Here is an 18,112-nt window from a genome sequence, read left to right as displayed (position 1 = left end):
AGCCCTCGCTGTCTAAAATATTTCAAATATGATCAAACTCTTTGCGTTTTCCAGCGTTGAAAATTTTACTGTATCAGTTTTTTAATTTCCTCCAGGTCATCGATTTCTTCCACCGTTTTGTCTTTCCTCCATCTTAATATCCTGGGGAAGCGCAGAGCAACACCACTTTTATGCCGGTTGCTGAAACCAATGCCTTCAAAGGCGATTTCAAAAACCAGTTCAGGTTTTACGGTTCGCACAGGTCCGAATTTTTCGATTGCATTTTTATTGACGAATTTACTGACTTCCATAATTTCCTTATCGGTTAGCCCGGAATAAGCTTTAGCAATGGTTACCAGCTTATCTTCATTTTTTACGGCAAAAGTATAATCGGTGTAGTAGGCACTTCGCCTTCCGCTTCCTTTCTGTGCGTAAATCATTACGGCATCGATCGTCAGCGGATTGATTTTCCATTTCCACCAGTCGCCTTTTTTCCTGCCAGAATGGTAGAGCGAATTTTTCTGCTTCAGCATTAGGCCCTCACTGTTGATTTCCCTTGAAGCCTCACGAATTAAATCAAGTTCATTCCATTCATTAAATTCGATGACTTCAGAGATTTTAATATTTTCGGGAGTTTCGTTTAACAACAGCTCTTCCAGCATCGCCCGTCTTCCGGAGATCGGTTTTTCCCTTAAATCGTTACCTTCCAGTTCCAGAAGGTCGTAGGCAAAAACTTGTATCGGGATTTCGGATAACATTTTTTTTGTTAATGTTTTACGGTTAAGCCGTTTCTGCAATTCATTAAAGTTTAAAACCTTATCATCTTTCACAGCTAAGATCTCACCGTCGATCACAAAATTACCATTCATCTTTTCTACCGTTTCCTTCACTTCCGGAAACTGTTCGGTCACGAGTTCTTCACCTCTGGACCAGATGAATACTTCACCGTTTCTTTTGATGATCTGCCCGCGGATGCCGTCCCATTTGTATTCGATCAGCCATTCGTCCGGCTGTCCCAGGTCTTCCAGGTCTTTTTCCAAAGGATAGGCCAGGCAGAACGGATAAGGTTTTGAATTATCAGGATTCACATTCTCGGCGGCAATCAACTCCTGAAAAGAAACTTCATTCGGCAGCCATTTTCCCATCAGGCTGTGCATCAGAGCACTTGATTCCTGCTCAGAGAATTTCGTTAAGGCATTGATCAGCGTTTTATCTGAAACCCCGATCCTGAAGCTTCCGCCCAACAGCTTATTGAAGATCAGCCGTTCCGTGTAGTCGAGTCCGTTCCAGGAATTCAGGACGAAATCTTTTTTTTCAGCATCGCTCTTATCTTTCAGACCAACAATATCATCCATCCATTCAGACAGCGAACGCTCTATTTTTTCGGTAGGCGGAGGAAGGATCAGCGAAATGGTTTCTCCCAGGTCGCCAACGGAAGAATAGCTTTCCTGAAATAGCCAGAAAGGCAGCTGTGTAATGCCCAGTGCCCATTCTTTCATATAATTGCTGTTGACATTCCGCTTCGGCCGTTTCCCGGTAAACAGGGCTATGAACCACACTTTGTCATCATCAGGGGCACGCTCGAGGTAGTCAATAATCGCATCGATTTTAGCATTGGTTTTATTGGTACTCTCTAACGCATTGATCAGTTCGGCAAAATTCTTCATGGCTCCTGATTTTTAACGGTTTTTTTTTCCACTTCCTCTTCGTCATCATCACCGTAAAGTGTTTCCACCACATCAGACTGGATTCCGATTTCATTTAAATATTTAGAGAACACCTCGGTCTGTCCGTGGGTAACGTGTACAATCTCTGCTTCTGTGGCTTTGATGGCCTGCAGTAATCCTTTCCAGTCGGCATGATCACTCATGGCAAAACCGGCATCGGCACTTCGCCAGCGTCTTGCACCCCGGACCTGCATCCATCCGGAACAGATCGCTATCGCTGCATTGGGGATTTTTTTTATGACATTGGAATCCATCAGAGCAGGAGGAACAATCACGATTTCGTCCTGCACATGTTTTACACTTTCCCTGAAATCCGGGATTTCGTATTCGGGAAGTTTAATACCTACCGTTTCAAAAGCTTCGTTCAGTTTACCGATCGAGTAGTGGACGTGGATTTTTCCTATTCCTTCAACCGCTTTCATGATTCTCTGAGCTTTTCCCAAGGAATAGCCGATGAATACGGACGTTTTCTGATTTTCTTTATTTCGCAATACCCAATTTTGAAGCCTCTTATTAAGATCATCTACTTCCAGCCAGTTGTAAATGGGAAGTCCGAAGGTACTTTCTGTAACAAATTCATTGCATTTTACCAGCTCAAAAGGCGTGCTTAACCCATCATCTTGAACCTTATAATCTCCGGATACGACACTTACATAGCCTTTGTATTCCAGACGGATCTGTGCAGAACCGATGATATGCCCGGCAGGGTGAAAAGAAACCTTTACGCCGTTCATATTGATGACTTCGCCATATTCTACACTCTGGCATTCGATGTCTTCGCTGATTCTTTTGTATAAAATAGGTTTGGTAAAGTGATGGCAGAGGTACTTTTTCATTCCCCAGCGCGCATGATCGGCATGTCCGTGGGTGATGACTGCCAGATCAACCGGCCGCCAGGGATCGATATAAAATTTTCCCTGCGGGCAATAAATGCCTTTGTTTGTGAATTTGATTAGCTTCAAGGGTGTGTGTGATTTGAATTTTAGTATTCAAAAATCTAACCAATAATATTATAATTTGATACAAAAGATTGTAAAACTCTATTTGAATACGATCCATATTCCGCTTTTTATATGTTAAGCCGCTGAAAATATTAAATATTATCGAATTCATATTATTTAATTCTTTATGCAGCTGATTTTTAGCTGATCCTCAGATCATCGTTTTTACCATTTCCGATAAAATCTCTACGGATTTTTCCATCTCTTCCTTATTCAGGTTGCCAAAACCCAGCCGCATCGCGGAAAGATGCTTATTCTGATACAGGAGCGTTTTGGGAATAAACAGGTTGTTCCTGGCACAGTTTTTAGCCAGCTGCATAAGATTCACCGGAACCTGCCATTCCAGCCAGAGGGCCAGGCCGCCGGAAGGCTTTTCAAACCGCATAAAATCCCCCAGACTTTCCTGAAGCAGCAGTGAAAAATAATCCCTTCTTTCCTTATAGACTTTTAATGACTTCTTTAGGTAACGGTTGATTTCCCCTTCGGCAATCAGTTCCCCAAGTACATGTTCCATCAGGATGTCTCCCTGCCGGTCGATAATTCCGAGGTATTTTCGCATTTCGGCCATCAGGTTTTCAGGAGCGACAATAAATCCGGTACGGAATCCGGGAGCCAAAGATTTCCCGAAGGAGCCGATGTAAACCACCATACCGTTCGTGTCGGCACTGGCGAGCGGAAGAATCGGGCTTTTATCGTAATGAAATTCATAATCATAATCGTCTTCCAGGATGACAAACCCGAATTCCTCCGCCAGCTGTAAAAGCTCAAGCCGCCGCTGTGCATTCAAAGTAACGGTGGTAGGATAATGGTGATGCGGGGTAAGGTAAAGCATTCTTATTTTTTTTTGCCTGCAGACCTTCCTTACTTCTTCTACATTGATGCCTTCATGATCGATCGGTACCGACTCTATTTTTACACCTGCTTTCTGAAAGATCATATTGACGGAAAAGTAGCTGAGGGCGCCTACCAGAACCGTATCTCCTTCCGACAGAAGGATTCTGGAAACAATATAAATGCTCATTTCCGTGCTTCGGGTGATCAGCAGGTTGTTTTTGGAAATCGGAAGCCCTCTCGAAAGGTTTAAATATTTTGAAAGGTGCTGCTTGAAAAATTCGCTTCCGTCCTGATTGTACTGCCCGATCTTGTGGGCTTTTCTTTTTAGGATGGAACTGTAGATCCGGGAATACTGATCGACCTGCGTCAAACGGATATCGGGAATACCGTCGTTGAAAATGTATTCACAATGCGACTGCTCAAAAGGATTATCTAAAATATTGGTGGTTTTAAAAGAAAAACCGGTCTGTTTAGGATAATTTTCAAGATGTTGTTTCTCGAAAACTTTAATTTCCAGAGTCTGATCCTGGGTTTTTCCGATCACAAAAGTTCCTTTGTTGGGAAAGCTTTCTATCCAGCCCTGTTCAAGAAGTTCGTCATATACTGAAACAGCCGTATTGCGGTGAATATTTAAAATCATGCTCAGGCTGCGGGTTCCGGGAAGCTTGGTCCCGAAAGGTAAAAAACCACGCTGAATTGCATTGATCAACTGATTCGCTATTTGTAAATATATAGAAACCTCAGAATTTCTATCAATTTTAATAAAACTCTGGTAAGGAATTTCAACCGGACTATCCATAATCTTAAAACTGGCACCATACAACCATCCGGCAATATACTACTTTTGAACCAAAACAAAAATCAGAATGGAATTACATCTTCTTCTTGAAAAAATCGTACCGGATGATGTGGCGCATGCGAAATGGCTCAATACCCTTTCATTTATGGAAAATGCGGGTGCAAGGAAAATCTCTGCCTGTGAACATTCTTCGGAAGTCAGTTTGGTCCAGCTGAAACATGCTGCTGAAGAACACCGCCATGCTTATTATCTGAAAAAGCAGATCTTAAAAATAGATCCCGAGATCTGTAAAACCTATATCTGTAATGAACTGCTTGCTTCGACGGCAACGAGGCATTACCTTCATTCACTGGATATGAAAACCTGCCGTTACCTTCAGAAGCATTTCGGATTGTCCGGAGAAAAGCTGAAATATGCGGCCTACCTTTTCGTCACCTACGCTATTGAAGTGCGGGCGGATGAATTATATCCGGTTTATCAGGAGGTTTTAACAAAATATTCTTCCAAAATTATGGTCAAATCGATTATTCTGGAAGAGGAGGGCCACCTGGAAGAAATGGTTCATCAGCTGGACGGATTTTCAGAAGACTGGAAGATTCATGCTGAGATTATTCTTGATATGGAACAGGCACTTCATCAACAATGGATCATGGCCGTTTCGCAAGAGGTTATGCAGCCTGATTATGTTTAGCCATTCATACTTTCAGAGAGCTTTAGCAAAGAGGGAAGACAACGGATCATTAAGAGTCTTAAAATCTAAACAACAGGGGACCGATTTTTATTCCAACGACTATTTGGGTTTGTCCGGAAATAAAGATTTTCAGAAACTCCTGCTGAAAAGTATTACAGAAAATCCGGAACTGTTGACAGGCAGTACGGGATCACGGCTCATCAGCGGAAACAGCAATACCGTTACAGAAGCTGAAGAATTTATTGCGAAGGAACACGGATACGAATCGGCACTTCTTTTTCCGTCCGGTTACAATGCCAATCTCGCTCTGTTTTCTGCGCTGCCGACGCGTCATGATACGATTATTGTGGACGAACAGATTCACCGTTCGGTTCATGATGGCTGTAAAATGTCGAATGCTAAAAAACTGAAATTCAGACATAATGATTATGATAACCTGGAAGAGATTTTAAGAAGACAGACCGGAACCTGCTATATTGCGACAGAAAGCCTGTATTCGATGGATGGAGATATAGCTCCGATTAAAGAAATCACTGAGATAGCCGAAAAATATAATGCCGGATTAATTGTGGATGAAGCCCATGCTTTTGGGATATTCGGATATGGTTTGGTTGATCGCTTCCAACTGCAGGATCGTGTTTTGGCAACGGTCGTTACGTATGGAAAAGCTTTGGGAACTCAAGGAGCCGCAGTGCTGACAGATAACCTGATAAAATCTTATCTTGTAAATTTTGCGTCACCCTTTATCTATACGACTTCCGCCCATGATTTTTTGTGGATGAGCATCAGTAAAGGTTATCATTTCCTCAAAAGCAACAAGGAACTGTCAGATATTCTTCAATATAATATTCAAATATTCCGTGACGAGCAGCTGCAAAGTCCTTCTGCTAAGAACAGTCCGATCCAGGCTATTGTAATTCCTGACAACAAACGATTAAAAGCATTACATGATATTCTATCAAGCAACGGTTTCCTTACCTATGCGGTTTTCAGTCCTACCGTAAAAGAACACACGGAACGCCTGCGGATCTGCCTGCATAGTTTCAATACGGAAGAGGAAATTAAAATGCTGGCAGGAATCATTAAAGAATTTATGTAGAAATTAATATCTCATCTTTAAATAATTTAAAATCAAATGAATATAGATTATCTGGAAAATCCTGAGCAAAAAACACTCTTTATCACCGGAATCGGTACGGAGATCGGGAAAACCATTTGTTCTGCGGTACTCACAAAATATTTCCGGGCAGATTACTGGAAGCCGGCTCAATCCGGAGACCTGGATTTTTCCGATTCGATGAAGATAAAAATCTGGGCAGGTGAAAATACTGTTTGCCATCCGGAAACTTATCGCTTTGCACTGGCAGCTTCTCCTCACCAGTCGGCAAGAGAAGAGGGAATTACCATTGATTTAAATACAATCCACCTTCCCGAAACTGAAAACAATCTCATCATAGAAGGAGCCGGAGGACTGATGGTTCCCTTAAATGATAAAGAATATATCATTGATCTGATCGCCAAACTGAATATTCCGGCCGTTCTGGTCGTAAGGAATTACCTGGGCTGTATCAATCATACTTTGTTATCGATGATGGCTTTACAATCGAAAAATATCAGGCTTCGGTATATCATTCTCAACGGAAGTTTCCCAGTAGATACGGAAAGTATAATCTGCAAAAATATTCCGCCCGGAACCGAAATCATAAGAATTCCCGACCTGGAAGAAGTAACCGGGGAAAACATAGAAATTATAACAAAAACATTAAAAATTTATGACCGATAAAACTGCATTACGAACCGACTGGACTAAAGAAGAAGTTGAGAAGATCTATAACCTCCCGCTTTTGGAGCTGATCTACAAAGCCGCTACCGTTCACCGTAAATGGCATAATCCGGAAGAAATCCAGATGTCCACACTGCTTTCCATTAAAACAGGAGGCTGCCCGGAAGACTGCTCTTACTGTGGACAGGCCGCGCGTTATCATACCAACATTAAAGTTCAGGCTTTATTACCAACCGAACAGGTAATCGAACATGCCAAAAAAGCCAGAGAAAGCGGATCTTCCCGTTTCTGTATGGCCGCCGCCTGGAGGGAAGTCCGAAACAACCGGGATTTCGACCGGGTGATTGATATGGTGAAAGGTGTGAATGAGCTCGGCATGGAAGTCTGCTGTACATTAGGAATGCTGACGGAAGAACAGGCGGTACGGCTTCAGGAAGCGGGTTTATATGCCTATAATCACAACCTGGATACTTCAGAGCAGTATTATGAAGAGATTATTTCTACCCGGACTTTCGATAACCGGATCAACACGATCAATAACGTCCGGAAAGCCGGGATCACCGTTTGCTCGGGAGGAATTATCGGTTTGGGAGAGACGCACAACGACCGTATCTCCATGCTTTTAACCTTATCTACCATGCCGAAACATCCGGAATCCGTTCCGATCAATGCACTGGCAAGGGTGGCGGGAACACCGCTTGAAGACAATGAAAAAACAAATACCTGGGAAATGGTACGGATGATTGCCACCGCGAGGATCATTATGCCTTCTTCCATGGTCCGCCTTAGCGCAGGAAGGATTGAAATGACGGAATTTGAGCAGGGCTGGTGCTTTATGGCCGGTGCCAATTCCATTTTTACCGGGGAAAGGGAAACTCTTTTGGTCACCCCGAATCCGGGTGTTTCGGAAGACCTTCAGCTGCTGCAGACGTTGGGGTTGAAGCCTATGGGGCGGACAAAGGTGAATTGTGAATTGTAAATGGTCAAATTTTGAGGTTTATTTCAATGGTTGTTCTGTAATGAACTTTGGTTGGCTTAGCTGTAGCTACAATGTCAATAGTGAATGGTCAATTTTAGTAGATCGTTGAACAGTTGCAATTTTGAAGCGGCCAGAGTTATTCATTTATTATTTTAATTCAAACCTAACGATTTATCGTTTGGATTTTTAATTAAAAATTACAGATTAAACGGCTCTTAGAATTCACTATTCACAGTTGACCATTCATTTATTCTCGCTAAAGTTTATATCAAAAAACATTGTTGATACCATCAACTAAATTCACAATTGACCCATCATTTACCACGATCAAATCATTAAACTGATGTTCAAACTAACCCACAAATCTAAAACTATCCAACACATGAATCTCTCTCAACGTGACCGCGCCGTCAACTGGCATCCGTATACCCAGATGAAAACCGCCGAAGATGCCATTGCTATTGTAAAAGGAAAAGGAATTTACCTTTTTGATGATGCGGGAAAACAATACATCGATGCTGTGTCTTCCTGGTGGGTGACGCTTCACGGCCATGCGCATCCTTATATTGCCCAGAAGGTTTCCGAACAGCTTCACACCCTGGAACAGGTGATTTTTGCCGGTTTCACACATGAGCCGGCGGTACGGCTTTCCGAAAATCTTCTTAAGCTTTTGCCTGAGAACCAGAAGAAGGTTTTTTATTCTGATAACGGTTCGACCGCAGTGGAAGTGGCGCTGAAAATGTGCATCCAGTTTGCTTATAATATGGGTAAACAGAAAACAAAGATATTAGCTTTTAAACATGCTTATCACGGCGATACTTTCGGGGCGATGTCTGTAAGCGGCCGGAGTGCCTGGACACAGCCTTTCTGCGAAATGCTCTTTGAAGTTATTTTTATCGATCCGCCGACTTCTGAGAATATTAATGAATTAAAATCAATCATTCAGAAACATTCGGAAGAACTGGCCTGTTTTATTTATGAGCCTTTGGTCCAGGGAGCAGCGGGAATGCTGATGCATGCGTCGGAAGATTTATCGGAGCTGATGCGATTATGCAGGGCAAATGGCATTTTAATGATCCAGGATGAGGTATTTACCGGTTTCGGCAGAACGGGAAAACTGTTTGCAGCTGATTATCTGGAAGAACAACCGGACATTATGTGCTTTTCCAAAGGGCTGACCGGAGGAACCATGCCGATGGGAATCACAACCGCTTCCAACCGGATTTTTGAAGCTTTTCTTTCGGAGGACCGTTATAAAACCCTGTTCCACGGGCATTCTTTTACGGCAAATCCTTTGGCCTGTGCGGCTGCACTGGCGAGTATGGAACTTCTGCTGAAAAAGGAAACGTTGTGTGCTATTGATCTTATTTGTAAGAAACATCAAAGTTTTTCAGAAGAGCTGATGCAGCATCCGAAGGTTGAACACGTAAGACAAACCGGAACCATTCTGGCGTGGGAAATAAAAAATAACACCCGCACTTCTTATTTTAACGAAACCGGAAAAGCCGCTTACCGGAAATTTTTGGAAAGAGGAATCATCATGCGTCCTTTGGGGAACGTTCTATACCTGGTTCCGCCCTATTGCATCACTTCCGAAGAACTCGATGTTGTTTACCGCAATATCATGGAAGTTCTTGATGAATTGGAAGTCTTACAATCATAATAATTCTATTTTTGTAGGAAAATATACGATGATGATGCAAGTTTATACGGAAAGATTATTGCTGCGGGATATGACCATCGAAGATGCCCCGGCTATTTTTGACTACCGTTCTGATGCAGAAGCCAATACATTCCAGAGCTGGATTCCGACAAGCCTTAAAGAAGTGGAAAACTTTATACTGAGGAATCATAAAGAATTCAACCAGCCGGAAAGCTGGTACCAGATCCTGATCACCGATAAAGAAACGAAGGAAGTCATCGGCGATATCGGAATTCATTTTTTCGGAAACGAAAACCTGCAGGCTGAGCTTGCAATTACCTTGAACAAAAATTTCCAGGGAAAAGGTTTCGCTGCCGAAGCACTGAAAGGAATAATCAGTTTGTTGTTTACCGATTTCGAAAAGCATCGGATTATGGCATCCGTTGACCCTGACAATCTTGATTCCATCCGGCTGATGGAACGGGTAGGGCTCCGCAAAGAGGGTCATTTTGTGAAAAGCCTGTTCTGGAAGAACCGGTGGGTAGATGACGTCATTTATGCCGTTCTCCGCGAAGAATGGATGGAAAAATAAGGAAAACCGTTTCAGCTAAGGCGGGTTTTTTTAGACTGCATACCGTAAGCTTTTCCGATAACCTCATTGGTGAGTTAAACAATTTGCCTTCTTGGCGTATTTTTTGACGTCCGCAAACTAAACAACTACTATGTTATCTGTATTTCTCCAAGAATTCAGCTGGAAAGAACTGTTGATGGGCCAGGAAGAATGGCCTTTCATTCTTGAAATCGTTCTCCGTACCGTTATCATGTTCATTACCATTATCATCGGTCTCAGGGTATTAGGGAAAAGAGGAGTGAAGCAGCTCTCCATTTTCGAACTTGTCGTAATTATCGGTTTAGGCTCTGCAGCCGGAGACCCGATGTTCTATAAAGAAGTTGGTATTGTTTCATCTATCATTGTATTTGCAGTTATTATCATCCTGTATACAGTAATTACTTATTTAATTGCAAAAAATAAAAAATTTGAGGAAATGATTGAAGGCAAATGCATCTGCCTGATCGACGACGGTGAATTTTCCATTGAGAATTTTAAGAAAGAAAATCTTGGCAGCGATGAGTTTTTTGCAGAGCTTAGATTAAATGGTGTTTCCCACTTGGGCCAGGTTGAAAAAGCGATTGAAGAAAGTTCAGGGGAAATCAGCGTGTTTTTTTATGAAGATGAAAAAGTGAAATACGGACTCCCGACAATGCCGGGTTCTCTGGATGATCCATTGAACGAAATCCACAAAATGGGATATTATTCATGCACCTTCTGCGGACATACTGAAGAGAAGCAGAAAGGAGAGGCGGGATCATGTGGAAAGTGCGGAAAAAAGAAATGGGTACCGTCCAGTAATAAACGAAGAGTTACCTAAAATAAAAAAGGCTCCTACGAATAGGAGCCTAAAAAAACACAAATGATGAAAAAAAATTATTTCGATATACAAATATAATAAAAATATTAACATCACAAGAATAGATTGATATATATTTTTAAAATATTTTATCTGTTTTCACTATCCTGCATTCAGCCTTTGGGAAGTGGTAAAAAGCCCAAGGGCCAATAATGCTACAATACCCACTGTCAGTGCCTTTGCACCATCTTTTATTTTTGCGGAATTTCCGCTTCCTGCTGATTTCTTTTTGAAAAAATCAGACCAGAATTTCTTTGTTTTCATAGTATTTTTATATCAAAATTCAAACCATAACTCCATTTTTTTCAGAATGGATTGTGGTCCTGTTCATTAACTGGCTTTCGTTATAAAAAAATAAAATAAACTCGACGGTATGATCGGTTAATTAACACAATTTATTGATTCCTTATTTTTAGGCTTAGTAGATTGAAATCCAGTAACATTTACAATCTATCAAATAAAAAATCCCTTTCTGAATTCAGAAAGGGATAACAGCTAAAATTAAGGACTGATCAGACAATAAACAATCCTGCAATTGTCTGAGCATCACTACCACTTAAAATTTCGTCGTATGCTGCAGAACCTGCTGCTGCGCCAAACGAAGTACTTGTATTGAAACCGGCCTGGTTCACATTATCTTCTCCGGCATATACGGGATTGGTTGCGGAAGGCATATTACCTCCGTTAGCCAATTCGATCCAGCCTTTATTTGCTCTCATCCTCCTTACCTGTGAAGCATGTCTCGCCTCTACGGAGTGGATTTGTAAAGCAGCCTGCAATACGGTTTTATTAGACATCACATTTCCTGCCTGCCCTTTGTATGCTCTTACTCCAGTGTCTTCAAATGCCTGGGCAAGAATCAGAAACTGGCTGTAGCTCGTAAAAGGCGTAAAGTTTCCTTTTGCCGTAAAATCGAAAGTAGGCTTGGCTCCAGGCGTTGTTCCTAAAGAAGTAAGTGTATTTTTCAGGAATGTTACGTGGGCAGACTCATGTTTTGAGATTTGTGTGAAAACCGTTCTATCCGAACTTGGGATTAATCCTGCAGTGTTCAATCCTATTCTGTAATATTCATCTTCAAGATATTCCAGGACCAAAGCCAATTGTAAAGCATCAGTCAGTGTACTTTTCAAAAAAGTGGCATTTTTCTGATTGTTTACGGTTTCCGCCTTGGCAGGTGTACTCATTAATGCTCCGAGACCAAGCGGAAGTGCAGCCACCGCTGCTTTTTTACCGAATGATGAAATATTGGTTAGGGTTTCTAATCTTGAGGTTTCTGTTGTGAAAAATTTATCGTCAGAAAGCTTATCTAGTAATTTAAGAATGTTCATAATGTAATTTTTTGAAGTGAATAATTAACCGATTCCCTGTTCTTTCCAAGTGAAAGGTGTTTTGATAAATCCTCCTGCTACCGATACGATATCTTTCGGCTCTTTTGCAAGATCCAGCCCGTTGGCATCGATCACATCATCTCCTGAAAACGCTGCCGTTCCCGGATTAATAAGGTTTCTGATTGCTGAAGCATGTCTCGCTTCAACGGAAACGATTTTTCCTGCAATAACCAGATAATCGGCATTGGTGATGTATTTTCCGGCACCGTTATAAGCAGCAACTCCGGTATCTTCCAGGGCTTTAGCCGTTGCAAGAACAGAGTTTCTGTCGTTAAAGTTAACATTAGGATACTGGAACTCAAGTGTTGGCAGTACATTGGAAGTTGCTCCGCTGATGGCTGCTTTGAAGAAATCCCTGTGAATTACTTCGTGATGGTACAGGTCGGTAAAGATCTCTTTCTCGGCACTTGAAATCCCGGAGTAGAAATTGTTAACCACTTTAGTGTAAAAATCAGCTTCCAGCTGCTCCAATGCATAAGCGTAGTTCAGTACCCCTACGTCTCCTTTTCCAAGATCGAAAACATTTACGTCTACGAATTCGAATTCCTTGTCTTCACAACCGATTAAGGTAAGGCCGGCCATAGCAAGGCCTATACCGCTCAGCTTCAAAAAATTTCTTCTGCCTGTATCCAGGGTTGCTCCCTGGTTAGACACGTGGATCGTTTTTTTCATAATATTATTTTATTTAAGCGTTTATATTATTATAAGAGAGAAATAAAAACAGCATAAAAAATTTATGCTGTTTAAAAACTAAGAAACCATTACGGCATCAACACCGTATCTATTACATGAATAACACCATTGGACTGATTTACATCAGCAATCGTAACTCTTGCGTCATTTCCTTTCATATCTCTTACATAGAGATTTTTACCTTTTGCCCAGAAAGTCAAATCTTCACCTTCCACCGTTTTCATCATAGCTTTACCGTTCCCTGCCTTTACTTCAGCCCAGATCTGCTTTGCGCTGTATCTTCCCGGAAGAACATGATATGTTAAGATTTTAGTAAGCATTTCCTTATTTTCAGGCTTTACCAGATTATCAACAGTTCCTTTTGGTAATTTTGCAAAGGCCGCATCCGTTGGAGCAAATACCGTAAAGGGTCCTGCCCCCTGTAATGTTTCAACTAATCCTGCTGCCTTTACAGCCGCTACCAGTGTTTTATGATCTTTGGAGTTTACCGCATTTTGAATAATGTTTTTAGAAGGATACATCGGAGCACCACCTACCATTACCGTTTTTTCTTTCATTTGCTGAGCTGTTACCGTTCCGCTGAATGCGAAAGAGAGGATTACCATTCCTAAAGCTGTGATTTTTGATCTTGTGTTCATTTTTTTGATTTTTAAGTTCAATGTTGTATTTGACTGTGTTCTGATGTCATTTACGAGAGCGGTTTCATTTCAGATTTAAAAAAAATAAAAAAAAACACAAGTCGAATTCAAATAATTGATTATCAGACAATTATTTTTCACATTAGCATGAGGATTTATTTTCTTTATTAATATTTTTATATTAAATGGGCATTTTGTCTGAATTTTTTTTAAATGATTTTAGAATTTTTCAAAATATTGAACAATATGGCTTTAAAATTGTTTAATATCTGTTTTATTTTATTACATTTGAAAACAAAAATATCCACTATTAAAACAAACTATTCGGAAGAGCAGCTCATCGTTTTACTAAAAGATAGAAACGAAACCGGTTTTCATCATCTGTATGATAACTATTCCGGTGCGTTGTATGGGGTTATTCTCCGAATTGTTCAGTCCAGAGAATATACTGAAGAAATTATTCAGGATGTTTTCGTTAAAATCTGGAATTCTATTAGCCAATATGATGCGACCAAAGGCAGGTTTTATACCTGGATGATCAATATTGCACGGAACACAGCGATCGATTACTTAAAATCTAAGAGTTTTCAAAACGAATTAAAAAACCAATCGCTTCCCGATTTCGTATATGATTCTGCAGAACTTTCAACAACGAATGATTCATCTGATTTTATCGGATTTAGTAAAGTGTTGGAAAATCTGGAAACTGACAAGCAGGAACTTATCAATCTCGCGTATTATCAGGGTTATACTCAGCATGAGATATCCGAAAAACTGAAGATACCCCTGGGAACGGTAAAAACCAAGATGCGGAATGCGCTGATGAAATTAAAAGATTTGCTAAAAGATTATCAATAAATTGAATACTAAAGAGTACATATCATCCGGAATTATAGAATTCTATGTTCTAGGTCTTGCTTCTCCAGAAGAGGCTGGGATTTTGGAGTGTGTCATGAAGAACAATGCTGAAGTAAGAGCCGCTTTCGAGGAAGCACAGAAAACTTTGGAAGATCTCGCTACAGCAGAGGCTGTGACGCCTCCAACGGATTTGAAATCAAAAATCTGGAATACGATACAGCAGGAACAGGCTGCTGGAGAGAAACAAACTGTATTTGCCGTGGATATTCCTGCAGCAAAGCCACAGGAGGAAATCAGGATTCAGGGAAACAGCAACTGGAAAACTTACGCCGTTGCCGCTTCTGTTCTGTTCCTGATCAGCATTGCCGGAAATATTTTCTGGATGAATGAACAGGCCCGGACGAAAAAAGTAATTGCGGGAATGCAGGCTGAAAAAAAATCCCAGGATTTTGCCATGCAGAAAATAAATCAGAAGATGGAAATGGTAACCAATCCGGATATGAAAATGGTAATGCTGAAAGGTGTGGAAAAACACGCTGACTCTAATGCGATGGTATTTTGGGATACCAAAACCAAAGCGGTCTATCTGGATGCGGAAAAACTGCCGAAAGCTCCGGAAGGTATGCAGTACCAACTTTGGGCGATTGCCGATGGAAAACCGGTAGATGCAGGAATGTATACCGAAGAAAAAGATAGTAAGATTGCTCTTGCCAACATCCCGAAAGCACAGGCCTTTGCCATTACCCTGGAAAAGCAGGGCGGAAGTCCGGTTCCAACGATGGAAAATATGTATGTGATGGGAGAAATCTAATTTGAAATTATTATACCAAATATGAATACCGGCTTTTGAGCCGGTATTTTTTATTGAATGTGTTAAGTCTCTGGATATAAGAATTTTTTGAACTGCATTTAAAAGTTTGGTTTCACTGTAAGTGATAATAGGTGAATTTACGAAAGCTCAGATCATCGGAGAAGGTACCAGATTCCGACCCCGGCACCTGCATACACAGCAATCGTAATAATATCGGCAATGGGCTGCGAAAAACGCTTTTCGGCGATCCTCTCTGCATTGATCTGGTTCTTGTGGAATTTCAGAACCCCTTTTGGATTGTGAACAGGGTGGGCGATAAGACTATCTCTTTCCCAGCGGTCAACAATGATCTTATATGATCTACCGTCAACATCGATCTTAAAATTTTTATTAGGAGCCAGTTTCTGCTGAACATTTACCGGAACCGGCGGCTGGGCGTTCATATTCTGGGATTCAGAAGCCTGATTTTTCACTTTCCCGGCTGAATTATTTTTGGACTCTTGCTTATTATCAACAGCCGGATCAGCAGGTTTCTTAACCTGATAGGTATAACAGCTTATAAGAGAACATGATAAAATGATGAGATAAAAATTCTTTCGCATTGGCCAAATTTAAGAATTAAATATAATATTCGGCATTTTCTTTTAAATATTACCTCATAAATGATTTTAAAGATGAAATATTGAAAAAGGGAGTAATATAAAATTTGATAGCATTAAGTTTTCACCATTATCTTCTTTTCTGAAATATATCGGATTTACACTAATTATTTGTTTCTGAATTTCTGTAATCTACCTTTTTAACCAATATATTAATATGGATTTAAATGCCCAGAGCTTCAGTTCGCAGTCAAAAGTTTCAATTATTTCATCAAGAAAAATCCGCCCGGAAAAATTCTGGGCGGATTTTATATGTGATATTTTCTAAAAAATTATTCCGAGTACTCTTTCAGCAGCTGCCGGTAGCTCATCAGGATCGTCGATTTGGAAATAAACCCGATAAATACATTCTTAGAATCCACTACCGGAAGATGCCAGGCTCCGGTATCATCGAAAGACTGCAGGATTTCCAACGGCTGGTTTTCGGGGTGCACCACTGCAGGCGGCGTTTTCATTATCTGGCTTATATTTGCTGAGATTTCTGCGTTTGTAAACAGATATGGGCGGATATCATCCAATGTTAAAATTCCGCGCAACACCTTATCATTGTTTATTACGGCAAATATATTTTTATTCCCGTTTTTCACGAGTTCAAACAGTTCCGTAATTGGTGCGTTTTCGTTGATGGATTGGGAATAGCGGTCGATAAAATCTTCCGTTCTTAATGAAAACAATAAATTCTTGTCGTGCTTGTTGGTGAAAATTTTACCCTGATCGGCAAGTGATTTTAGTTCTGGGGAAATAGGGGAGAACCATTTGGCAATCAGGTATGATATAATCGAGACGATCATCAGAGGAATGAAAAGGTCGTATCCGAAGCTTGATTCGGCAATCAGGAAAATAGCTGTTAACGGGGCATACATCACACCACTCATCGCTCCGGCCATCCCAACGAGCACCAGATTGGTTACGGGAACATCCGTAAAACCGATCTGCTGGCAGACAATGGCAAATAAATACCCTACCGTTCCGCCGGCAAAAAGGGAAGGTGCGAAATTTCCGCCATTCCCGCCACTGAAAATGGTAAAGGAAGTGGCAAAAGCTTTTAACAATAGAACAAGGATCAGGAAAATAATGATGGTAAAATTTTTAATCTCAAAATACCTGAAGAAACTGTTCTCAATAATATAATGTGTATTGCCATTGGTAAAAGCTTTCACCGTATCGTAACCTTCTCCGAACAAAGGAGGAAAAAGCACACAAAGTAAAGAAAGAACGGCTCCTCCAAACATGGCTTTTCGTAGCCGTGACATTTTCAGTCCCTTAATAAAATGCTCCACTTTTTTCGATATGATCACAAAATATCGAGCATAAAGTCCGGTAACAATTCCCAGGATCAGGTAATACGGAACATTTTTATAATTGAATGCTTCTCTTGTATAAAACCTGAACAGTACATCTTCCTGAAGAAGAATCCTCGACAAAAGACTTCCGCAAACGGCTGCTACAACCAAAGGAATGAAATCTGTAAAAACCACGCCCGTAAGAAGAATTTCAAAGGCAAACATGATTCCGGCAATCGGTGCATTAAAGGCAGAAGCAATCCCTGCCGTAGCCCCGGCAGCGAGCAGTAAAGTGCGTTCTTTATAGCTTAGACGGTACGTTTGCGCAAAATTGGATCCGATGGCTGCACCCGTTACGGCAATCGGGCTTTCCAGTCCGGCAGAACCTCCTAATCCAACCGTAACAGCACTCTGCACGATCTGAGAATACATTTTTACAGAGGAAACAATACTTGAGTTCTGTGCTATTTCGTAAAGAATAGCCCCGATCCCTTTCCGGTCCTGCCCTTTAAATATCGTCAGGACAATCATCGTTGTAAGGACAATTCCCAGAAAGGGAAAAACTACATAGAAAAGAATCTGGTATTCAAAATGAACCTCAGTCGTTATAAAATGATGGATATTATGGACTAATGTCTTCAGTACAACTCCTGCCAGTCCGGCAGAACAACCCACCAGAATTCCGGAAAGGACGAGAAACTGGTTCCGGCTGAGCCTATTGTTCAGCCAGTGAAGGATAATTTCGTAACTGCGTGCTTTTTCAAGGCCGTACTTCTGAAAGTCTCTTTTAAACTTCAGAAAGCTCAGAAACTTTTTTTTATTATGAATATTCACTCTCGGGAAATTTAGCCGCAACCGAATTGCTGCGGTTCCGTAAA

The 18,112-nt window shown here is 41.0% G+C and carries 18 protein-coding genes; 9 read left to right on the top strand and 9 right to left on the bottom strand.

All coding sequences use genetic code 11. The features are described 5' to 3' along the window. Positions 1 to 65: 65 nt before the first annotated feature. From ACED20_RS10630 to ACED20_RS10620, 3 genes are all read right to left on the bottom strand, one after another. The gene (locus ACED20_RS10630) at positions 66 to 1,646 is read right to left on the bottom strand and encodes an ATP-dependent DNA ligase (protein WP_294317936.1); all 1,581 of its coding nucleotides are present in this window, start codon (positions 1,644 to 1,646) and stop codon (positions 66 to 68) included. Continuing rightward, complete coding sequence (locus ACED20_RS10625) at positions 1,643 to 2,668, bottom strand: ligase-associated DNA damage response exonuclease (RefSeq protein WP_294312324.1); 1,026 nt, start codon at positions 2,666 to 2,668, stop codon at positions 1,643 to 1,645. The genes ACED20_RS10630 and ACED20_RS10625 overlap by 4 nt, the downstream gene beginning before the upstream one ends. 190 nt (positions 2,669 to 2,858) lie before the next feature. Continuing rightward, on the bottom strand, positions 2,859 to 4,340 hold the full coding sequence (locus tag ACED20_RS10620) for a PLP-dependent aminotransferase family protein (protein WP_294317933.1): 1,482 nt from the start codon (positions 4,338 to 4,340) through the stop codon (positions 2,859 to 2,861). A gap of 67 nt (positions 4,341 to 4,407) precedes the next feature. On the opposite strand from ACED20_RS10620, the gene ACED20_RS10615 reads away from it, so the two are divergent. The 7 genes from ACED20_RS10615 (at position 4,408) to ACED20_RS10585 (ending at position 10,865) form a co-directional block, all read left to right on the top strand. Continuing rightward, on the top strand, positions 4,408 to 5,031 hold the full coding sequence (locus ACED20_RS10615) for a hypothetical protein (protein ID WP_294223862.1): 624 nt from the start codon (positions 4,408 to 4,410) through the stop codon (positions 5,029 to 5,031). Further along, complete coding sequence (locus tag ACED20_RS10610) at positions 5,024 to 6,130, top strand: pyridoxal phosphate-dependent aminotransferase family protein (protein WP_294230052.1); 1,107 nt, start codon at positions 5,024 to 5,026, stop codon at positions 6,128 to 6,130. Before ACED20_RS10615 ends, ACED20_RS10610 begins: the two co-directional genes overlap by 8 nt. Positions 6,131 to 6,166: 36 nt before the next feature. Then, positions 6,167 to 6,814: a dethiobiotin synthase gene (gene bioD, locus ACED20_RS10605; protein ID WP_378104493.1), complete on the top strand. Its 648-nt coding sequence runs from the start codon at positions 6,167 to 6,169 to the stop codon at positions 6,812 to 6,814. Beyond that, entirely contained in the window at positions 6,804 to 7,793 is a 990-nt protein-coding gene (bioB, locus tag ACED20_RS10600) for a biotin synthase BioB (RefSeq protein ID WP_294200925.1), read from the top strand. The genes bioD and bioB overlap by 11 nt, the downstream gene beginning before the upstream one ends. Positions 7,794 to 8,175: 382 nt before the next feature. Then, positions 8,176 to 9,456, top strand: a complete 1,281-nt coding sequence (gene bioA, locus ACED20_RS10595) for an adenosylmethionine--8-amino-7-oxononanoate transaminase (protein ID WP_378104490.1) — start codon at positions 8,176 to 8,178, stop codon at positions 9,454 to 9,456. Beyond that, complete coding sequence (locus tag ACED20_RS10590) at positions 9,431 to 10,027, top strand: GNAT family protein (protein WP_345765684.1); 597 nt, start codon at positions 9,431 to 9,433, stop codon at positions 10,025 to 10,027. Before bioA ends, ACED20_RS10590 begins: the two co-directional genes overlap by 26 nt. A 130-nt stretch (positions 10,028 to 10,157) precedes the next feature. After that, positions 10,158 to 10,865, top strand: a complete 708-nt coding sequence (locus ACED20_RS10585; protein WP_294322471.1) for a DUF421 domain-containing protein — start codon at positions 10,158 to 10,160, stop codon at positions 10,863 to 10,865. Between the two features lie 141 nt (positions 10,866 to 11,006). Here the strand turns inward: ACED20_RS10585 and ACED20_RS10580 are convergent, their stop codons facing one another. From ACED20_RS10580 to ACED20_RS10565, 4 genes are all read right to left on the bottom strand, one after another. Next, a complete protein-coding gene (locus ACED20_RS10580) occupies positions 11,007 to 11,168 on the bottom strand; it encodes a hypothetical protein (protein WP_294200921.1) in 162 nt (53 codons plus the stop codon). A 248-nt stretch (positions 11,169 to 11,416) separates the two neighbouring features. Then, positions 11,417 to 12,232 (bottom strand): ferritin-like domain-containing protein, encoded by an 816-nt coding sequence (locus ACED20_RS10575; protein ID WP_294200920.1) that lies wholly within the window; start codon positions 12,230 to 12,232, stop codon positions 11,417 to 11,419. Between the two features lie 24 nt (positions 12,233 to 12,256). Continuing rightward, positions 12,257 to 12,964 carry a ferritin-like domain-containing protein gene (locus tag ACED20_RS10570; RefSeq protein ID WP_345765685.1) on the bottom strand — a complete coding sequence of 236 codons (708 nt, stop codon included), beginning with the start codon at positions 12,962 to 12,964 and terminating at the stop codon, positions 12,257 to 12,259. A gap of 89 nt (positions 12,965 to 13,053) precedes the next feature. After that, the gene (locus ACED20_RS10565) at positions 13,054 to 13,623 is read right to left on the bottom strand and encodes a fasciclin domain-containing protein (protein WP_294223896.1); all 570 of its coding nucleotides are present in this window, start codon (positions 13,621 to 13,623) and stop codon (positions 13,054 to 13,056) included. Positions 13,624 to 13,911: 288 nt separating this feature from the next. On the opposite strand from ACED20_RS10565, the gene ACED20_RS10560 reads away from it, so the two are divergent. Then, positions 13,912 to 14,481 (top strand): RNA polymerase sigma factor, encoded by a 570-nt coding sequence (locus ACED20_RS10560; RefSeq protein ID WP_294230474.1) that lies wholly within the window; start codon positions 13,912 to 13,914, stop codon positions 14,479 to 14,481. Between the two features lies 1 nt (position 14,482). Continuing rightward, positions 14,483 to 15,292 (top strand): anti-sigma factor domain-containing protein, encoded by an 810-nt coding sequence (locus ACED20_RS10555; protein ID WP_378104484.1) that lies wholly within the window; start codon positions 14,483 to 14,485, stop codon positions 15,290 to 15,292. Positions 15,293 to 15,444: 152 nt separating this feature from the next. Here the strand turns inward: ACED20_RS10555 and ACED20_RS10550 are convergent, their stop codons facing one another. Together ACED20_RS10550 and ACED20_RS10545 are read right to left on the bottom strand one after the other, a co-directional pair. Then, on the bottom strand, positions 15,445 to 15,894 hold the full coding sequence (locus tag ACED20_RS10550; RefSeq protein WP_294241646.1) for a hypothetical protein: 450 nt from the start codon (positions 15,892 to 15,894) through the stop codon (positions 15,445 to 15,447). Positions 15,895 to 16,223: 329 nt separating this feature from the next. Beyond that, positions 16,224 to 18,068 carry a chloride channel protein gene (locus ACED20_RS10545; RefSeq protein WP_378104481.1) on the bottom strand — a complete coding sequence of 615 codons (1,845 nt, stop codon included), beginning with the start codon at positions 18,066 to 18,068 and terminating at the stop codon, positions 16,224 to 16,226. Between the last annotated feature and the right edge of the window lie 44 nt (positions 18,069 to 18,112).

It is taken from the genome of Chryseobacterium sp. sg2396, assembly GCF_042610505.1.
Classification (GTDB): Bacteria; Bacteroidota; Bacteroidia; order Flavobacteriales; family Weeksellaceae; genus Chryseobacterium.
The sequence above is the reverse complement of the archived record's forward strand: the minus strand, read 5'-3'. Positions and strand labels throughout refer to the sequence as shown.